The 16,587-nt window shown below is 70.1% G+C and carries 12 protein-coding genes; 5 read left to right on the top strand and 7 right to left on the bottom strand.

The features are described from left to right. Nucleotides 1–186: 186 nt before the first annotated feature. Together ACF1B9_RS37245 and ACF1B9_RS37240 are read right to left on the bottom strand one after the other, a co-directional pair. Nucleotides 187–3,138 (bottom strand): FAD-binding and (Fe-S)-binding domain-containing protein, encoded by a 2,952-nt coding sequence (locus tag ACF1B9_RS37245; protein WP_391746545.1) that lies wholly within the window; start codon nt 3,136–3,138, stop codon nt 187–189. Nucleotides 3,139–3,219: 81 nt separating this feature from the next. Beyond that, nucleotides 3,220–3,663 (bottom strand): MarR family winged helix-turn-helix transcriptional regulator, encoded by a 444-nt coding sequence (locus tag ACF1B9_RS37240; RefSeq protein ID WP_391746544.1) that lies wholly within the window; start codon nt 3,661–3,663, stop codon nt 3,220–3,222. A 155-nt stretch (nt 3,664–3,818) separates the two neighbouring features. Between ACF1B9_RS37240 and ACF1B9_RS37235 the strand changes: the two genes are divergently transcribed. Continuing rightward, nucleotides 3,819–5,624 carry an ABC transporter ATP-binding protein gene (locus tag ACF1B9_RS37235; protein ID WP_391746543.1) on the top strand — a complete coding sequence of 602 codons (1,806 nt, stop codon included), beginning with the start codon at nt 3,819–3,821 and terminating at the stop codon, nt 5,622–5,624. Between the two features lie 713 nt (nt 5,625–6,337). Here ACF1B9_RS37235 and ACF1B9_RS37230 read toward each other — a convergent pair. Further along, on the bottom strand, nt 6,338–7,459 hold the full coding sequence (locus tag ACF1B9_RS37230; RefSeq protein WP_391746542.1) for an NAD(P)-binding domain-containing protein: 1,122 nt from the start codon (nt 7,457–7,459) through the stop codon (nt 6,338–6,340). A 215-nt stretch (nt 7,460–7,674) separates the two neighbouring features. Between ACF1B9_RS37230 and ACF1B9_RS37225 the strand changes: the two genes are divergently transcribed. Continuing rightward, complete coding sequence (locus tag ACF1B9_RS37225) at nt 7,675–8,097, top strand: secondary thiamine-phosphate synthase enzyme YjbQ (protein ID WP_391746541.1); 423 nt, start codon at nt 7,675–7,677, stop codon at nt 8,095–8,097. A gap of 40 nt (nt 8,098–8,137) precedes the next feature. Here the strand turns inward: ACF1B9_RS37225 and ACF1B9_RS37220 are convergent, their stop codons facing one another. Next, the gene (locus tag ACF1B9_RS37220; RefSeq protein ID WP_391746540.1) at nt 8,138–8,404 is read right to left on the bottom strand and encodes a hypothetical protein; all 267 of its coding nucleotides are present in this window, start codon (nt 8,402–8,404) and stop codon (nt 8,138–8,140) included. Nucleotides 8,405–8,941: 537 nt separating this feature from the next. Continuing rightward, entirely contained in the window at nt 8,942–9,502 is a 561-nt protein-coding gene (locus ACF1B9_RS37215) for a nucleoside-triphosphatase (protein WP_391746539.1), read from the bottom strand. Between the two features lie 110 nt (nt 9,503–9,612). Here ACF1B9_RS37215 and ACF1B9_RS37210 point away from each other — a divergent pair, with 110 nt between their 5' ends. Further along, nucleotides 9,613–10,065, top strand: a complete 453-nt coding sequence (locus ACF1B9_RS37210; RefSeq protein WP_391746538.1) for a YbhB/YbcL family Raf kinase inhibitor-like protein — start codon at nt 9,613–9,615, stop codon at nt 10,063–10,065. A gap of 4 nt (nt 10,066–10,069) precedes the next feature. On the opposite strand, the gene ACF1B9_RS37205 is transcribed toward ACF1B9_RS37210, so the two are convergent. Then, a complete protein-coding gene (locus ACF1B9_RS37205; RefSeq protein WP_391746537.1) occupies nt 10,070–10,714 on the bottom strand; it encodes a protein-L-isoaspartate(D-aspartate) O-methyltransferase in 645 nt (214 codons plus the stop codon). A 262-nt stretch (nt 10,715–10,976) separates the two neighbouring features. Beyond that, nucleotides 10,977–12,074, bottom strand: a complete 1,098-nt coding sequence (locus ACF1B9_RS37200; protein ID WP_391746536.1) for a hypothetical protein — start codon at nt 12,072–12,074, stop codon at nt 10,977–10,979. A gap of 500 nt (nt 12,075–12,574) precedes the next feature. Between ACF1B9_RS37200 and ACF1B9_RS37195 the strand changes: the two genes are divergently transcribed. Beyond that, nucleotides 12,575–14,806 (top strand): serine/threonine-protein kinase, encoded by a 2,232-nt coding sequence (locus tag ACF1B9_RS37195; RefSeq protein ID WP_391746535.1) that lies wholly within the window; start codon nt 12,575–12,577, stop codon nt 14,804–14,806. 459 nt (nt 14,807–15,265) lie between these two features. Continuing rightward, complete coding sequence (locus ACF1B9_RS37190; RefSeq protein ID WP_391746534.1) at nt 15,266–16,408, top strand: hypothetical protein; 1,143 nt, start codon at nt 15,266–15,268, stop codon at nt 16,406–16,408. Nucleotides 16,409–16,587: the final 179 nt, after the last annotated feature.

Below are 16,587 nucleotides of genomic sequence, written 5' to 3'. Positions count from 1 at the left end.
TTGTGCTGGGATGGTCTGGCCATGGGGGGTTGTTTGCCCCCTGCCCCCAAACCCTTGTCTTTCGGCCCACCCCCCGGCGCGGGGGGGGCGCGTAACCCCCCCCCCCCCGGCGCTTGCGGACTTCGTCAGGGCCGGCGGCCGACCGCGGACGAGCCGGTCGACCGGTCGACCGGTCGACCCCGGTGATCACCGAACGACGGCCCCCGGCCGCGTGGCCCGCTCCAACTCCATCAGCACCGAGTAGTACGAGTGCCCGGTGGCCCGGTCCATACCGATCTCGCACATGCGGTTGGCCGAGAGATACGCGTCGTACTCCCGCGTGTTGACCTCGGCCGCCTCCTTCGCCGTCGCGGAGGCCGTCAGTTCCTTGTGCAGCATGCCCCGGTCACCCGCGAAGGCGCAGCACCCGGCGTCGTCGGGGATCACGACCTCCTCGGCGCAGGCCTCCGCGACCGTGCGCAGCTGCTCCACGTCGTTCAGATGCTGCATGGAACACGTCGGGTGCAGGACTGCCGAATCGATTTTGCGGAGAACTGTCAGCTTCGGAAGCAGCTCGTCGGCCGCCCAGACGAGGGAGTCGACGATGGTCAGCTCCCGGTGCAACTCGCGATTGTCGTCGGTGAGATAGGGCACCACCTCATGCGAGATGCCCAGTGTGCACGACGAGGCGTCGACGACCAGCGGCAGCTTTCCACCCGCAGTCCAGCCCCAGGCCGCCTCCACGATGCGGTTGGCCATCACGGTGTTGCCCTCGTCGTAGCCCTTGGAGTGCCAGATCGTTGCGCAACAGGTCCCCGCGACGTCGTCCGGGATCCATACCGGCTTTCCGGCACGAGCGGAGACGGCGACGACGGCCTGCGGCAGCGACGGGCCACGATGGCCCTCGGGGCCGCCGAAGATGCGGTTGACACACGCCGGGTAGTAGACGGCGCTCGCCCCGACGCGGGAGGTGCGGGGCAGCTTCCGCGCGGCGGCGCCGGGGATCTCGGGCAGCCACTCGGGGACGAGGTCCGGGCGTACGGCCTTACGGGCCAGTGCGGTGATGGTCTCCAGCGGTCCGTCGCCGATCCGTTCGCCGATCCGGTCGGCTGCGGCTACGGCGAGCCGTGCCGCCGCCTCGACCGCCTTGAAGTTCTTCGCGGTGAGTGCCGCGATCCGCTCCTCGCGCGGGGAGTGCCGCTGGTGACGGAAGTCCTTCATCATGGCGCCGGTGTCGATGCCGACCGGACAGGCGAGCTTGCACGTCGAGTCGCCCGCACAGGTGTCGACGGCGTCGTAGCCGTAGGCGTCCAGCAGCTGCTCCTCCACCGGTGAACCGCCGGGCTGTCGCATCATCTCCCGGCGCAGCACGATCCGCTGCCGCGGTGAGGTGGTCAGGTCATGACTGGGGCAGGTGGGTTCGCAGAAGCCGCACTCGATGCAGGGGTCGGCGATCAGCTCGACCTCGGGGATGGTCTTCAGCCCCCGCAGATGGGCCTTCGGGTCGCGGTCCAGGACGATCCGGGGTGCCAGAACCCCGTCGGGGTCGATGATCTGCTTGGTGCGCCACATCAGCTCGGTCGCCTTCGGACCCCACTCCAGCTCCAGGAAGGGGGCGATATTACGGCCGGTGGCGTGCTCCGCCTTCAACGAGCCGTCGAAGCGTTCCACCGTCAGCCGGCAGAAGTCGTCCATGAACGCGGCGTACCGATCGACGTCGGACGGCTTCGCCGCGTCGAAGGCGAGCAGGAAGTGGAGATTGCCGTGCGCCGCGTGACCGGCCACGGCGGCGTCGAAGCCGTGCTCCGCCTGGAGCGCGAGCAGGGCCTCGCAGGCGTCGGCCAGCCGGGAGGGCGGCACCGCGAAGTCCTCCGTGATCAGCGTCGTGCCCGAGGGACGGGAGCCGCCCACCGCGGTGACGAACGCCTTGCGGGCCTTCCAGTAGCCCGAGATGACCTTGGCGTCGCGGGTGAACCCATTGGTCACCGAGGCCACGGGGGCGACGAGGTCGAGCCCCTCGACCACGGCTGCCGCCGCCCGCTCGTACGCCTCCTGCCCCGCCTCGTCGGGAGCACGGAACTCCACCAGCAGCGCCGCGGTCTCCTTGGGCAGCTCGGCCCAGTCCGCAGGCACACCCTGGACGCTCACCGACGCGCGGAGCGTGTTGCCGTCCATCAGCTCGACGGCGATCGCCCCCGCCTCGTTGAACCGGGGCACAGCGGACGCCGCCGCGGGGAGGGAGGGGAAGAAGAGCAGGGCGGTGGAGACACGGCGATCCAGGGGCAGGGTGTCGAACACGACCTCCGAGATGAAGCCGAAGGTGCCCTCGGAGCCGACCATCAGACCGCGCAGGATCTGCACGGGCGTCGAGCCGTCCAGGAAGGCATCGAGCCGGTAGCCGTTGGTGTTCTTGATCTCGTACTTGGCGCGGATCCGGGCGGTGAGCCCGGCGTCGGCCTCGATCTCCGCCTTCAGCGCCAGCAGTTCTTCGCACAGCCGCGGTTCGGCACGGGCCAGGTCCTCGTCCGCCGCGGGGTCACCCGTGTCGACGACCGTGCCGCTCGGCAGCACGAAGGTGAGGGAGGAGACGGTTCGGTATGAATTGCGGGTCGTTCCCGCGGTCATTCCGGAGGCGTTGTTGGCGACGACTCCGCCGATCGTGCAGGCGATCGCACTGGCCGGGTCGGGCCCCAGCAGCCGTCCGTGCCGGGCGAGGGCGGCGTTGGCCCGCAGGACCGTCGTCCCCGGCCGGATGCGGGCCTGCGCGCCGTCGTCCAGCACCTCGATGCCCGCCCAGTGGTGGCGCACGTCGACGAGGATGTCCTCACCCTGGGCCTGGCCGTTCAGACTGGTGCCGGCCGCCCGGAAGACGACCTCGCGTCCCTTGCCGTGCGCGTACGACAGGATCGCCGAGATGTCGTCGATGTCCTCCGGGACCACGACGACCTGGGGGACGAAGCGGTAGGGGCTGGCGTCGGAGGCGTACTTCACCAGGTCGGAGATCTTCCACAGCACCTTCTCCGGCCCCAGCAGGTCGATCAGCTCGCCGCGCAGCGGTTCCGGCGTACCCGGAGCCTGTCGGTCGGGGACCCGGTCCGGGGACGGAGTACGCACCGCACCGGGGCGGAGTGCTTCCGGCTTCGGCTCCAGCAGTGGCATGTCGGGCTCTCCTCGGCTGTTCTGTTCGGTTCGGTACAGCGGCGGCACGCGCGACACCCCTCGGGCGCGCGGGCGCGCAGTTCAGCAGCGGCGCTGCGGCATCCCGTCGACCAGGGCGGACAACAGCCCGCCGAGCACCTCGCGCTGATCGGCGGTCAACGGAGCCAGGATCTCCTCTGCGGCGGCCCGGCGCGCGTCGCGCAGTGACCGGAGCGTGGCGAGGCCCTCCTGGGTGATCTCGATCCGGACCACCCGGCGGCTGTCCGGATCGGGGGCACGGCGGACTCGTCCGCTCGCCTCCAGGCCGTCGACCAGGCTGGTCACGGCGCGCGGGACGACATCCAGGCGCTGCGCGAGATCCGCCATCCGGGGCGGACCGTCGTAGTGGGCGACGGTGCGCAGCAGCCGGAACTGCGCGGGAGTGATACCGATCGGCTCCAGCTGGCGGCTCTGAATCCGCTGGAGCCTGCGGGTCACCCGCAGCAGCTGCTCGGCGAGCACGCCCTCGGCGTCGGAGGAGTCCATGGAGGAACAATATCAGGATCTTGTGCATTGTGAGCATAGGTAACAATGAGCTATGCTCTCAAAATCCGCGTCGCCGGATCCGCGTCGCCGGATCCGCGTCGCGGGATCCGATCACCCGGCTTTGAGGCCGATTGCCGAGCCCGACGAAGGAGCCCATGAAACCCGACGAAATCACCTGGACACCACCGCCCCGGGACGAGCGCCGCCCGCCCGCCGAGCTGCGCCGCATCCTGCTTCTCTTCCGTCCCTACCGAGGCCGGCTCGCCCTGGTCGGGCTGCTCGTCGGCGCCTCGTCACTGGTGTCGGTCGCCTCGCCGTTCCTGCTGCGCGAGATCCTGGACACGGCCATCCCGCAGGGGCGCACGGGACTGCTGTCGCTGCTCGCCCTCGGCATGATCCTCACCGCCGTGACCAACAGCGTCTTCGGCGTCCTGCAGACCCTGATCTCCACCACGGTCGGCCAGCGCGTCATGCACGACCTGCGCACCGCGGTCTACGCCCAATTGCAGCGGATGCCGCTGGCCTTCTTCACCAGGACCCGCACCGGCGAGGTGCAGTCCCGCATCGCCAATGACATCGGCGGCATGCAGGCGACCGTCACGTCGACGGCGACGTCGCTGGTCTCCAATCTCACCGCGGTCGTCGCCACGGTCGTCGCCATGCTGGCGCTCGACTGGCGGCTCACCCTTGTCTCGTTGCTCCTGCTGCCGGTCTTCGTCTGGATCAGCCGCCGGGTCGGCCGTGAACGCAAGAAGATCACCACCCGCCGTCAGAAGCAGATGGCCGCCATGGCGGCCACGGTCACCGAGTCGCTCTCCGTCAGCGGCATCCTGCTCGGCCGGACGATGGGCCGGGCGGATTCCCTCACCAAGGGCTTCGCCGAGGAGTCCGAGAAGCTGGTCGACCTCGAAGTGCGCTCCAGCATGGCCGGGCGGTGGCGGATGTCGACGATCGGCATCGTCATGGCCGCCATGCCCGCCATCATCTACTGGGCGGCGGGGCTCGCCCTGCAGTCCGGTGGTCCCGCCGTCTCCATCGGCACGCTCGTCGCCTTCGTCTCGCTCCAGCAGAGTCTCTTCCGCCCTGCCGTGAGCCTGCTCTCCACCGGAGTGGAGATGCAGACGTCCCTTGCGCTCTTCCAGCGGATCTTCGAGTACCTCGACCTCGATGTGGACATCACCGAGCCGGAGAACCCAGTGCGGCTGGAAGAGATCCGGGGTGAGATCCGCTTCGAGGACGTCGACTTCAGCTACGACGAGAAGAGCGGCCCGACGCTCAGCGGCATCGATGTGACCGTGCCGGCCGGCGGCAGCCTGGCGGTCGTCGGGCCCACCGGATCCGGAAAGTCCACGCTCAGCTACCTGGTTCCCAGGCTCTACGACGTGACCGGCGGCCGGGTCACGCTCGACGGGGTCGACGTGCGCGACCTCGACTTCGACACCTTGGCACGAGCCGTGGGCGTGGTCTCCCAGGAGACCTACCTCTTCCACGCCTCGGTCGCCGACAATCTGCGCTTCGCCAAACCCGATGCGACCGACGCCGAGATCGAGGACGCCGCCCGTGCGGCGCAGATCCACGACCACATCGCCTCACTGCCCGACGGCTACGACACCCTGGTCGGTGAACGCGGCTACCGCTTCTCCGGCGGTGAGAAGCAGCGTCTCGCCATCGCCCGTACGATTCTGCGCGACCCGCCCGTCCTGGTGCTCGACGAGGCGACGAGCGCCCTCGACACCCGCACGGAGTTCGCCGTGCAGGAGGCGATCGACGCACTCTCCGCGGGGCGCACCACCATCACCATCGCGCACAGGCTCTCCACCGTCCGCGACGCCGAACAGATCATCGTGCTGGACGGCGGCCGTGCGGCGGAGCGGGGCAGCCACGACGAACTCCTTCAACAGGACGGCCGCTACGCCGCCCTGGTGCGGCGGGACACCCAACTGGCTCCCGCGGCAAGCTGATCGGCGGGCTCGGACGCGCCCCGGCCGAGGCCTGAGAACACGCGGCGACGCCGCCACTCCCGTGGGACAGGGAGCGACGGCGTCGTGCGGGGCAATGGTCAGACGAGCCAACCCACGAAGTGGACGATGCCGGCGAGCAGGTTGGTGATGAGGTTCATCCGGTGTTTCTCCTTGTACGTGGTGCATCTGTGGGACAGCGCAGTCGCGGTCTGCAGCCCGTTGCTTGCGCCCCGTAATCATCATCCTTCGCGGGGGAGTTGAGCAATGAACAGCGAAACGATCACGCGTTCCAGCGAACATCCGATCCCCTGTTCGTGTGTTCTGTCGCGGGTGGCAGGGCCTGTGTCGACCGGTTCTGGATTCCGGGCGGCGGGATGGCGTGCCCGCATGGTGAACGAGTCCCCGGACGGCCCGCCGCCTCCCGCACCACCCCGCAGGGCCTGCTCAGGTGCATGGTCGACACGGCGGTCGAGCGATTCGGCGCGGACCACATCACCACGGGTGCGCGACGCAATGGGGTCTCCGTCGGAACAGCAGAAGAACGTGGAGGAGTTCAACCGCAACCGCCGCAGCGCGTCCAGCGGCTGAGCTCCGGAGCACCTGAGCGCCGAGCAACTCAGTACCTGAGCACCCGGGCCGTCGATACCGGCCGCTGTCGCCCACGTCCGGTCGGCATCCGCGCTGTCACGTCGGCGCGGTCGGCACCCGTGCCGTCACACCACGGCAGGGGCGAACTTTTCGTCCGCCCCTCCCTCCGTTCCTCTCTCCGCCTCCGGCTCGTCCAGCAGCCGTGTGATCGCCCGCACCGCTGCCCGCCCGGCCCGGTTGGCGCCGATCGTGCTGGCGGACGGCCCGTACCCGACGAGGTGGATCCGTCCGTCCCGCACGGCCCGCGTGCCCTCGACCCGGATGCCGCCGCCCGGCTCGCGCAGCTTCAACGGCGCGAGATGATCGATGGCCGCCCGGAATCCGGTCGCCCAGAGGATGACATCGGCCTCGACCGTGCGGCCGTCGTCCCAGGCGACCCCGGTCGGCGTGATCCGGTCGAACATCGGCAACCGGTCGAGGACGCCCTTCTCGCGGGCGCGTCGGATTGCGTCGGTGAGCGGCAGCCCGGTCACGCTCACCACACTCTGCGGCGGCAGCCCGCGCCGTACTCGCTCCTCCACCATTGCCACGGCGGCCCGCCCCTGGTCCGCGTCGAACGGCCCGTCCCGGAAGACCGGCGGCCGACGGGTCACCCAGTACGTCTCCGCCGCCACCTCGGCGATCTCCATCAGATGCTGCGTACCGGAGGCTCCGCCACCGACCACCACCACGCGCTGCCCCGCGAACTCGTCGGGCCCCGGGTAGTTCGCGGTGTGCAGCTGCCGCCCCCGGAAGGTCTCCTGGCCCGGGTAGCGCGGCCAGAACGGCCGGTCCCAGGTGCCAGTGGCGTTGATGAGGGCGCGGGTGGCATACGTACCCTCGGACGTCTCGACGAGCAGCCGCCCGTCGTCGCCCTCACGCACCGCGCTCACCTCGACCGGTCGGTGAACCCGCAGATCGAAGGTGTGCTCATAGGTGTCGAAGTACTCGCCGATCACCTCGGACGAGGGCCGGCCGTCATCGGCTCCGGTGAGCTCCATGCCGGGCAGGGCGTGCATGCCATGGACCTTGCCGTATGTCAGTGAGGGCCAGCGGAACTGCCAGGCCCCGCCGGGGCGCGGAGCGTGATCGAGCACGACGAAGTCACGGTCGGGTTCCAGGCCGACACGTCGCAGGTGGAAGGCGCCGGACAGTCCTGCCTGTCCGGCGCCCACCACGACGACATCGACCGCCCGTGCTGAGGCCACCCCGAAGTTGTTCACGCTTCTACCAACTTGTCCGGGGGTGCGGATCTTCCCGGGAGCGGCCACGATTCCAGCTCACCGGCCCCTCGACGGCCTGGCAGCGGAGCCCCGGGCCGAACGGAACATGGCGCCGAACGTAGCGATCCATGACTGAAACGGTCAATGGTGTCTCGGCACGTGGGCGCGCGGTCTCGTCGCAAGGGCGAGAGGATGGATCCATGCCCCACGCCTTCACGACGAGCGTCCTGCACATCACCACCGGAGCGACGGAGGCCGTCACCGACCTCACGCACGACTGCGAGCAGTTCCTCGCCCGGACCGCCGCCGCCAGGGACGGTCTGCTCAATATCTTCGTACCGCACGCAACCGCCGGCATCGCCCTCCTCGAAATCGGATCAGGCAGCGACGAAGACCTGCTGGCCACCCTCCACACCCTGCTCCCCGCCGACGAGCGCTGGCAGCACCGTCACGGCACCCCCGGTCACGGCCGCGACCACGTACTTCCCGCCCTCGTCCCACCGCACGCGACACTGCCGGTGATCGGGGGCAGGCTGGAACTGGGGACGTGGCAGTCGGTGTGCCTGGTGGATACGAACAGGGACAATCCGGAGCGTCAGGTCCGGCTGTCGTTCCTCGGGTAGCGGCATTGCAGGCGCGATATCCGGCCGTACCAAGTGCCAGTCAGCGTGACAGGAGCTGTGCCGAGCCGATCTCCGCCAGCCGGTCCGCGAGGTCCGGACGCCGGCCCAGGCGGCCGGTGCGGACCGCGTGGTCGACCACGGTGAGGACCGCGCACAGGGTGATCTCGGCCTCGGCCGTGTCGAGGCCCGGCTCGACCTCGTCGAGGACGCGGAGCCAGAGGGCGAGGCAGTCGCGCTGTGCCTGCTTCGAGGCCTTGCCTTCCCTCTCCGGCAGCTGGTCGGGCTCGCTGATGCGCAGATCGATCAAGTGGCTGTGCTGGAAGGCGAATTCGATGTACGAGCGCAGCAGGAAGTGCAGGCTCTCGTCAGGGGTGGTGGCGCGGGCTATCGCCGCCGCGGTGCTGTTCGCCGGCGCGGGCTGCCGCTGGGACGAGGAGGTCCGTCCTGCCTGGACGCCTCGCCCTCGTGCAGCGGGCCGGCGCGCTCGCCGCCCGTCTGCGGTTCCGGCGCGGGCGGCACCAGCGGCCGGCTGCCGGGCCCGCTGAGTCGTTGGTCGGATACCCGTGACACACCCGTACCGCCCCGCGACTCCTTCCGGGCCCGGTGGCGACGCACCCGAGAAGGGAGCGGTGAAACGAGCACCCGGGAGACCTTCCTCGCACGGATCACACAGTCGCACTGGCCGACGTACCCGGGACCGAGATTCCCGACAGCGTCCCCGTCCCCCGCGACTGCCGGAGCAGTCACGCCGGAAACGATCCCGCAGCCCTCTTCATCGAGCGCGTCGCCGAGTACCAGGCCGCCGTGATCCGCACGACCGAGGAGGGGGTCGCAGGCCGGTCTCTCATCCCTGAGAGGGAGGCCGCCCGTGCGTCCGGCGCCGCTGCAGCCGGGCCGCGAACTCCCCCGGCAGGACGTCCCGGTTTGCCGGAGTGAGCTCGACGACCTCGATATCGGCGCGCTGCTTGAGGGCGTCGGTGAACGGATCGCGGTGCGTGTGGACCGTGGCGACGACGTCGACCTCTGCGACGAACAGCGCGCCGACCGCGTGCCGGAACGCCGTGCACGCCAGTTCCATCCGCCCCAGCTCGTCGATGAGCACCAGCCGCCCTGTTGCCTCCTCGGTCGCTGCCGGCCGAAGCGACGGCAGCGCCAGTCCTTCCATGACGCCCAGGTCGACGCCGTATTTCCCTACCAGTGGTGGACCGGGCAGGTCGACATGGGCGAGCACCTCCCGCCGGCCTGCCAGGGTCTCCAGGGCGAAACCGACGCGGGCGCCGGATTGCCGGATCTCTTCCGTGGTGAAGCCGGTGGCCGCGTGAGTGGGCAGCAGCGCGGCCAGTCGGCGCAGGGCGGTCGTCTTGCCCACGCCAGGGCGGCCCTCGAGCAGGATCCTTGTCGGCACACTGCCATCTTCACTCGCTCTTCCGGAAGTGGTCCGGGTCGGCTCGGCCGAACGGGGGATTTGGGGTGCGGACCGGTGCCGGTGCCGCCGTTGCGGGTATGGCCGCGCGCATGAGCGGAATTGAACTCAGCAGCACCGCGTTCGACGACAAAACGGTGATCCCCCGTCGATACAGCGGGGAGGGTGAGAACATCTCACCGCCTCTGACCTGGTCGGGGGTGCCCCACGAGGCCACGGAGCTGGTGCTCCTGTGCGAGGACCCGGACGCGCCGGGGACGACCTTCCTGCACTGGCTGGTGACCGGCATCGGTCCGAGGACCACCGGGGCGGCGGAGGGCCAGAAGCCCCAGGGCGGCATTCCGTGGCCCAATGGCTTCGGCCGCGTGGGCTGGGGAGGGCCGATGCCTCCACCGGGGCACGGGCCGCACCGCTACTTCTTCCGCCTGTACGCCCTGTCCGAGCCGCTGCCGCTGCACGACCACCCGGGCGCCGAGGACGTGCACCGTGCCCTGAAGGGCAGGGAGCTGGCCTCCGGCACCCTGGTCGGGACCTATCAGCGCTGACGCGTCAGTGCTGGTCGTAGCCATGGGCGCCGTACAGCCGGACGAAGCGGGCCGCGGTGACCATCCTGCGGTGCACCAGGCCGCGGGCCCGCCGCTCGTACAGCTGGACGTGCTCCCGCCCACCATGCCCGATCGGCTGGACGAGCCGGCCACCGGAGCGGAGCTGATCCACCAGCGGCCCAGGCACCCGCGGGAAGGCCGCACAGACGATGACGGCGTCGTACGGGGCACGGGCCGGCATGCCGAGGGTCCCGTCGCCGAGTACGACTTCGGCATTGCCGACGCCCTGCCCGGCCAGCCGCAAGCGGGCCTCGTCGACCAGGTCGGGACAGCGCTCGACGCTGACAACGTACGCGGCCAAGCGGGCCAGCAGCGCGGTCTGCCAGCCGTATCCGGTCCCGACCTCCAGGACCTGTTCGTCTCCGGTGAGGGCGAGAGCGGAAACCATCATGGCGATCAGCGAGGGCTGGGTGGTCACCTGCCCGTGGGGGAGCGGCACAGGCGTGTCCCGGTACGCGGATGCCACCTCGTCCGCAGGGACGAATTCCGCCCGGGGGATGCTCCGTACGGCCTCCAGGAGACGGTGGTCGGTCACGCCCACGGCGTGGGCCGCGCGGACCAGGTCCTCGGGGGTCCCTTTATGGGTCATCGGAATGGGCGTCTGTTCCAGGGAGTGGAGTACCCCGGCGCGTCGGCCAACGCCGGCAACGCCACCGCCCAGGTCTTGGGAGGGGGGATCAAGACGTCGGTCTCCTCCGCGCCGCTCCTGCTCCTGTCCATGCGCCCCCATCCGCCGCCCATCTGCCGCGCTGCCGCTCCAGCCCAGTGTCGGCACGTTCCGCGCGCGGCGCGATCCGGGGCGGTCGGGCGCAAGGGGCGGCCCGTGAACCGGGAGGCGCAGCGCGCCGACGTCAGGACGGGGTCCCCGGGTCGGTGTACCGCAGCAGGGCGCCCACGCCCTCGTGCAGCCTCAGCTCGTTCTCCGGTACGACGACCAGCTCGGCCCCGGTGCCGACGAGGGCCCGGACGAGGGCCTCGTCGGCGCGTTCCTCGCGCGGGGCCCGAACGCCGAAGGACATCAGCTCCGCCTCGGTCAGGGCGAGCTGAGTGGGCTGGGAGCCCGTCCAGAGCCGCAGCGAAGACCCTGGCGGCCGGTTCAGCAGCAGTGCCGCGACCTGGCCGCGCTGGAGGGCGGCGACGGTCGCGGCCAGCCCCTCCGTCATGGGTCCGTCCAGGGCACGCCGGCCGATGAAGATGTCCACGAGTTCCCGGTCGTGGGCGGCCATGCGGCCGCGGAAGACGCCGTCGAGCTGCGACTCCAACAGGGCGCGTCCGGTGTCGGTGGGGGTCCGGCCGCCCACGCGTACGACCTTGTCCCGCAGGGTGTGCGGCAGGCGGCGGATCAGTACGTTGCACGCCCACTCGTCCCCGCCCACGACGACGGCGTCGGCATGGGCGCGCCGCGCCCGTTCGTCCAGCCGGTGGCCGAGCCGGAGGGAGGTACGGTGCCAGGTCGCCACCGCGACCCTGCGGTGCAGCCGCTCACCCGGGGTGACGGTGGACGCGGGCCAGGTGCCGGTCTCCGCCTCCAGAGTTACCCAGCCGTGGGTCTCGGCGGTCGGAAGGCCGCCGTAGTGGACGACCACGGCCATGTAGGGGATCTGTGGAACGTGCTGGGTGACCAGGGGCATCGCGTCCGGCAGGGTGCTGTAGCGCGCGGAGTCGCGTTCGGGCGGCCTGGGCAGCTCCCCGTCCAGGACGAGTGTACCGTGGGCGGCGAAGATGGCCTGACCGTGCACCCCCGGCACCTCTGTGTCGGCACCGACCGCCTCCTCCAGTACGTTCAGCAGCGCCCGGTCCGAGCCCTGACGGGACAGACTCTCGCGCAGCCGCCGCCAGCGCAGCGCGATCGCCTGCTCGGGATGTTCGACGTCTCGGGAGGTATCCAGGTATACGGAGGCGAACGGGCCCGGCTCCGCGTAGAGGGGTTCAAGAAACGACAACCTCATCGCCACTCCTCGTCGGTGGTCTCCCCTCCTTTGATGATGCGCGCCCTGGGGGGCGATGGAGCTCGACGAGCGCAAAGCGGTGCGGAACGCGGGGCGGCCGGGCGCCGGGCGGCAGCAGCCGGCCGATCGTGAGCATGGTGGCGGTGACCAGGCCGCCCAGCACCGCCAGGCCGCGGGCCGGGACAGCAGGGCGCTGAGCAGCCCAGCGCTCCATCCGTCCCGGCGACCACCTGAACACCCAGCGGTCTCCGGCCCCGGGACCGCAGCCTCCGATCGTCGCCATGGATCACCATTGGGGCTGCGGCTGGCCTATCGGCAGGGTCGGGGTTGTCCTGACGGAGGTTGGTGGATACGAACATCAGCAATACAGAACGTCAGGTGCGGCTGCCTGTTCGTCACCCGCTTTGCTCTGCCGTACTGCCCTACGGCTAGTTTGTGTGCAGGACAGGTACGCAGGCCCGTGGCGGCAGAGGTGCACGGGGGACGGGAGGTCGGGAAGAGTGTCGCTGCGCGGAGGTGATCCAGCCGAGATCGGCGGTTATCCGCTTGAGGCGCGGCTCGGCTCGGGGGGCATGGGCACGGTCTTTCTGGCCCGTACGAGCTCGGGGCGACCTGTCGCGATCAAACTGATCCACCAACAGTTCGCGGGGGACGATGAGTTCCGCATCCGTTTCCGGCAGGAGGTGGCGGCGGCGAGGCGGGTGAGCGGCGCGTTCACCGCCGCCGTGGTCGACGCTGCCCCTGAGGCCGAGCAGCCGTGGATGGCGACGACCTATATCGAGGGGCACACGCTCGCCCAGCGCATCGCGACGAAAGGCCCGCTGAACGGAGCGGAGCTGAGGAGGCTCGCCATCGGGCTGGCGGAGGCGCTGCGCGACATCCACCGGGTGGGGGTCGTCCACCGTGACCTGAAGCCCTCGAACGTCGTGCTCTCGCCCGAGGGCCCGCGCGTCATCGACTTCGGTATTTCGCGAGCCGTGGACCAGCAGACGCTGACGATGACAGGGCGGGTCATCGGTACGCCGCCCTTCATGTCGCCGGAGCAGTTGCAGGCGCCGCGTGGTGTGGGGCCGCGGTCCGATGTCTTCTCGCTGGGGACGCTGCTGGTGTACGCAGCGACGGGCCACGGGCCCTTCGACGCGGACAGCCCATACATGACCGCGTATCAGGTGGTGCATGAGGAGCCGTCGCTGGATGCCGTACCGGTGGCCTTGCGCGCGGTCGTCGAGTCGTGCCTGGCCAAGGAGCCCGAGGGGCGCCCCTCGGCGGACGAACTCCTCGTGCTGCTGCGGGACCTGCCGGCCGACCTCGGCGGGACCGACGCGAACGGGGTTGGCGCGGGCCGCACCCGCGACATGATCACCCAGCATCACTTGGCGATGCGGGCCACCCCGGCGCCGACTGCCCCGGCCGGTCCCGACACAGGGAGCACTGGCACCCCCATCGGCCGCAGTCTGCGTCGCCGATGGCGTCCCGTGCTCGCGGCCGCGGTCGCGGTGGCAGCGATCGGTGGGGGAGTCACCGCGCTGAAGGCGGGCGGCTTCGGGGGGAACAGCGGCGGCCACAAGGGCAAGAGCGTCGCGGCGCCGGGTGCCGCACTTCCGGACGGCTTCGAGCCGTGGCGCAAGACTGTGCTGGGCGGTCGCGAGGACATCCCCGACGAACTGCGTTGCGTCGCGCGCGGCGACGCGCTGTTCTGCGGGGGCGGCGGTGTCGTCGCGACCCGTATCAGGGCTTCGGACGGCTCGCGGGTATGGACGGCGAAGAGTCCGGGCGTGCCTGTCCAGGGCATGCACCTGGTGGGCGCCACCGACGACACGGTGCTCGGTTACCGCTTCGCCGCCCAGGACGCCCCGCAGGACCCTCCCAGTGAGGTGGTGGCCATCGACGCGAACAATGGCCGGGAGCTGTGGTCCGTGCCATCCGGCGCCCAGTCGAAGGCCGTGACGGGTCGGACTCAGGACGCCCTTGTGGTCGGCTCCGCCGTTGTGACGGTCGACGCTACCAACTCCCGCTTCGAGGCCCGGGACGCGCACAGCGGTACGGTTACCTGGAAGACGCCGTTCCCCGTGGGCACACAGTGCGCACCCGTCCCGGTGGGCTCGCAGCTCTTCGCGATGTGCGCGACGGACGCGGAGGTGGATGCCTCAGAGGTGCGCCACCCCACCCTGTACCCGGTCGACCGCGCCTCGGGGACACTGGGCAGGCCGATCGCGGTCAACGGCCCCGCCGTCCCGATGGGCGTCGCCAACGGCAGGCTCGTACTCCTTCAGGTGCACATGGAGGGAACGGCGCTGGCCGGCTACGACGGGGTGGCGCGGGTTCACCCGGCCTCGCGGAAGGTCACGTACTCCCGGCTGGCCAAGACATACTCGGGGACGCCCGGAATGACGGACGGCACCCTCTACGTGAGCAGCCAGACCGGTCTCGTCACGGCGCTCGACCCCGCGACCGGCCGGAAGAAGTGGTTCCGGCAGACGGGCGTGGAGGGCGCGTCGGGTCCGGTGGCGGGAGCCGGCGCGCTGTATTTCAGCTCGGCCACCGGCCGGGTGGTCGCGCTGTCGCCGTACGATGGCAAACCCCTGTGGGCAACAGATCCGCAGGCCGATGGTTTGACGGGCGAGCAGGGCGCAAGCCCGCGCGTGACCGTCGCGGGGCGTGCAGTGATCGTGGCGGCGGCCAAGAACACTCTCTTCGCCTTCGACACGCAGAAGCCGCCGAAGTCGGGCTGACCCGGCGGCACCGGCCGCCTTCCGGGACAATTCCAACCGCCAGGTGCGGCTCACTCGGTCGCTTACGCAGCGAGGTCGCGTCTTGTGTGAGCGCGCCGCACCCGTAGCGTTTTGTTGGTAGTAGGCGGCGACCAGGGGTAGGGGACGCTGAGCGCAGACCTACTGAGTCCTGCTGTTCAGATGTCCCGGAAGAGACCAGGGAGCGCGGTGACCTGCCGTGATGAGCTGCTGTTGGTCGCTGACCTGCGCGAATGGCCTTTCGACTGTTTCATGCTCGTGCCGCTTGATGAGGCCGGAAGTCCCAGAAAAGTCCCAGGGACTCCCACTGCTGACGGGTGCCTTTGGGCTCTATACGGCAGCACGGGCTCGTCGAACGGCCTCGTTTCCAGCGAGGGCGGTGGAGCCTGGATGTCGAGTGATTGGCGCTCGGCCGATGCCTTGCGGGATGGTGGGGTCCTGATGATCGACGACGACCCTGCGGTCGCTGGTGGCAGTGAGCCGGCAGTGCCCGCCAACCCTCGGACGCCCTACAGCGAGAGGCCCGTCGCGCGAGCCCGGCGGGCGAAGGCATATGAGCTGATCGAGCGGCTCGTCGCCGAGGGCCGCGTTCGGATCATCGACCCTGATGACGACGAGGTCGCGGAGTGGCGGCGCGTCGTCAACTACGCGAAACGGCACGACCTGGAACCAGCGGGCAAGCGCATCGAGAAGGTTCCGTACGGTGGGCCGGGGCTGGAACTGTTCCTTGCGGACGGCCCGCATCCCAATGCGCGGAGTCAACGGCCGAAGGAGAGCGGAGATACGATTCCCGTTCCCTCACGGCTGGGGGACCTCCATCCGATCGTGACCGCGCTCAAAGACGACGAGCGCCGACTCGTCATGCCTTCCGGGCTCCACCGAAGGGTGCTTCTGCTGCTGCAAGGACTGTCGGCTGAGGCGGTCCGGCGAGGGTACGAGGTGCGGGAGGCCCACTCGTTCTTCCACCCACGCGAGGGTGGAGTGGACATTGCTGTCGACGGCCTCGCTTACACCGTCAGTGTCAGGCAGGAGTTCCCGCAGTCCACGGATCCCGACCGCTCCTCTCGCCTCGTCGTGGAGCTCGCCCATGGCCTGACCGACCGGCCCGGCCGCTGGCGAGATCGGAAAACCCGGACGCTCGAAGAAGCTCTGGACGAGGTCCTTGGAGAGATCGAGGTACGAGCGGCACAAGACGCTCGGCGCAGGCAGGACGAGCAGCAGGCCATTGTGGAACGCGAAGTTCGCCGGCGAGCGGCCGTGGAGGTGGCGAAAGAACAGGCTGCTCGCGAACAACTTGCCCAGGCACTACGCGAAGAGGCCGGGCGCTGGCAGGAGTCTGCTGCCCTCAGTGCGTACTGCACGGCATTGGAACGTCGAATTGGCGAGCTTCACGGTGTTGTGGACGAGCCGGCTCTGAGCCAGGCCCGGCGTTGGTTGGAGTGGGCAAGGGCGTACGTGAGGTCGATCGACCCCTTGAGCGAGCTTCCGAAGATGCCGGACGCACGCGAACCCACGCCGGAGGAACTCAAGCCGTATCTCAGGGGATGGAGCCCTGACGGGCCGGAACGGCGGGGCGGTCGGTGACGCGCCTATGAGAGGGCGGTATGAGAGTGGATAGGAGTTTTGTCGTCACCTGAACGTGTGGCGGTGCGGCACCCCGGCTGGTCGGCGGCCATGGGCATGTTGGGCTGGGCACCGTGAGCGAGCGCAAGCCCTACAAGACCGACGTGAGTGACGAGCAGTGGGCGCTGGTGGAGCCGGTG

Source organism: Streptomyces sp. NPDC014727, assembly GCF_043083485.1.
GTDB lineage: Bacteria > Actinomycetota > Actinomycetes > Streptomycetales > Streptomycetaceae > Streptomyces.
The sequence above is the reverse complement of the archived record's forward strand: the minus strand, read 5'-3'. Positions and strand labels throughout refer to the sequence as shown.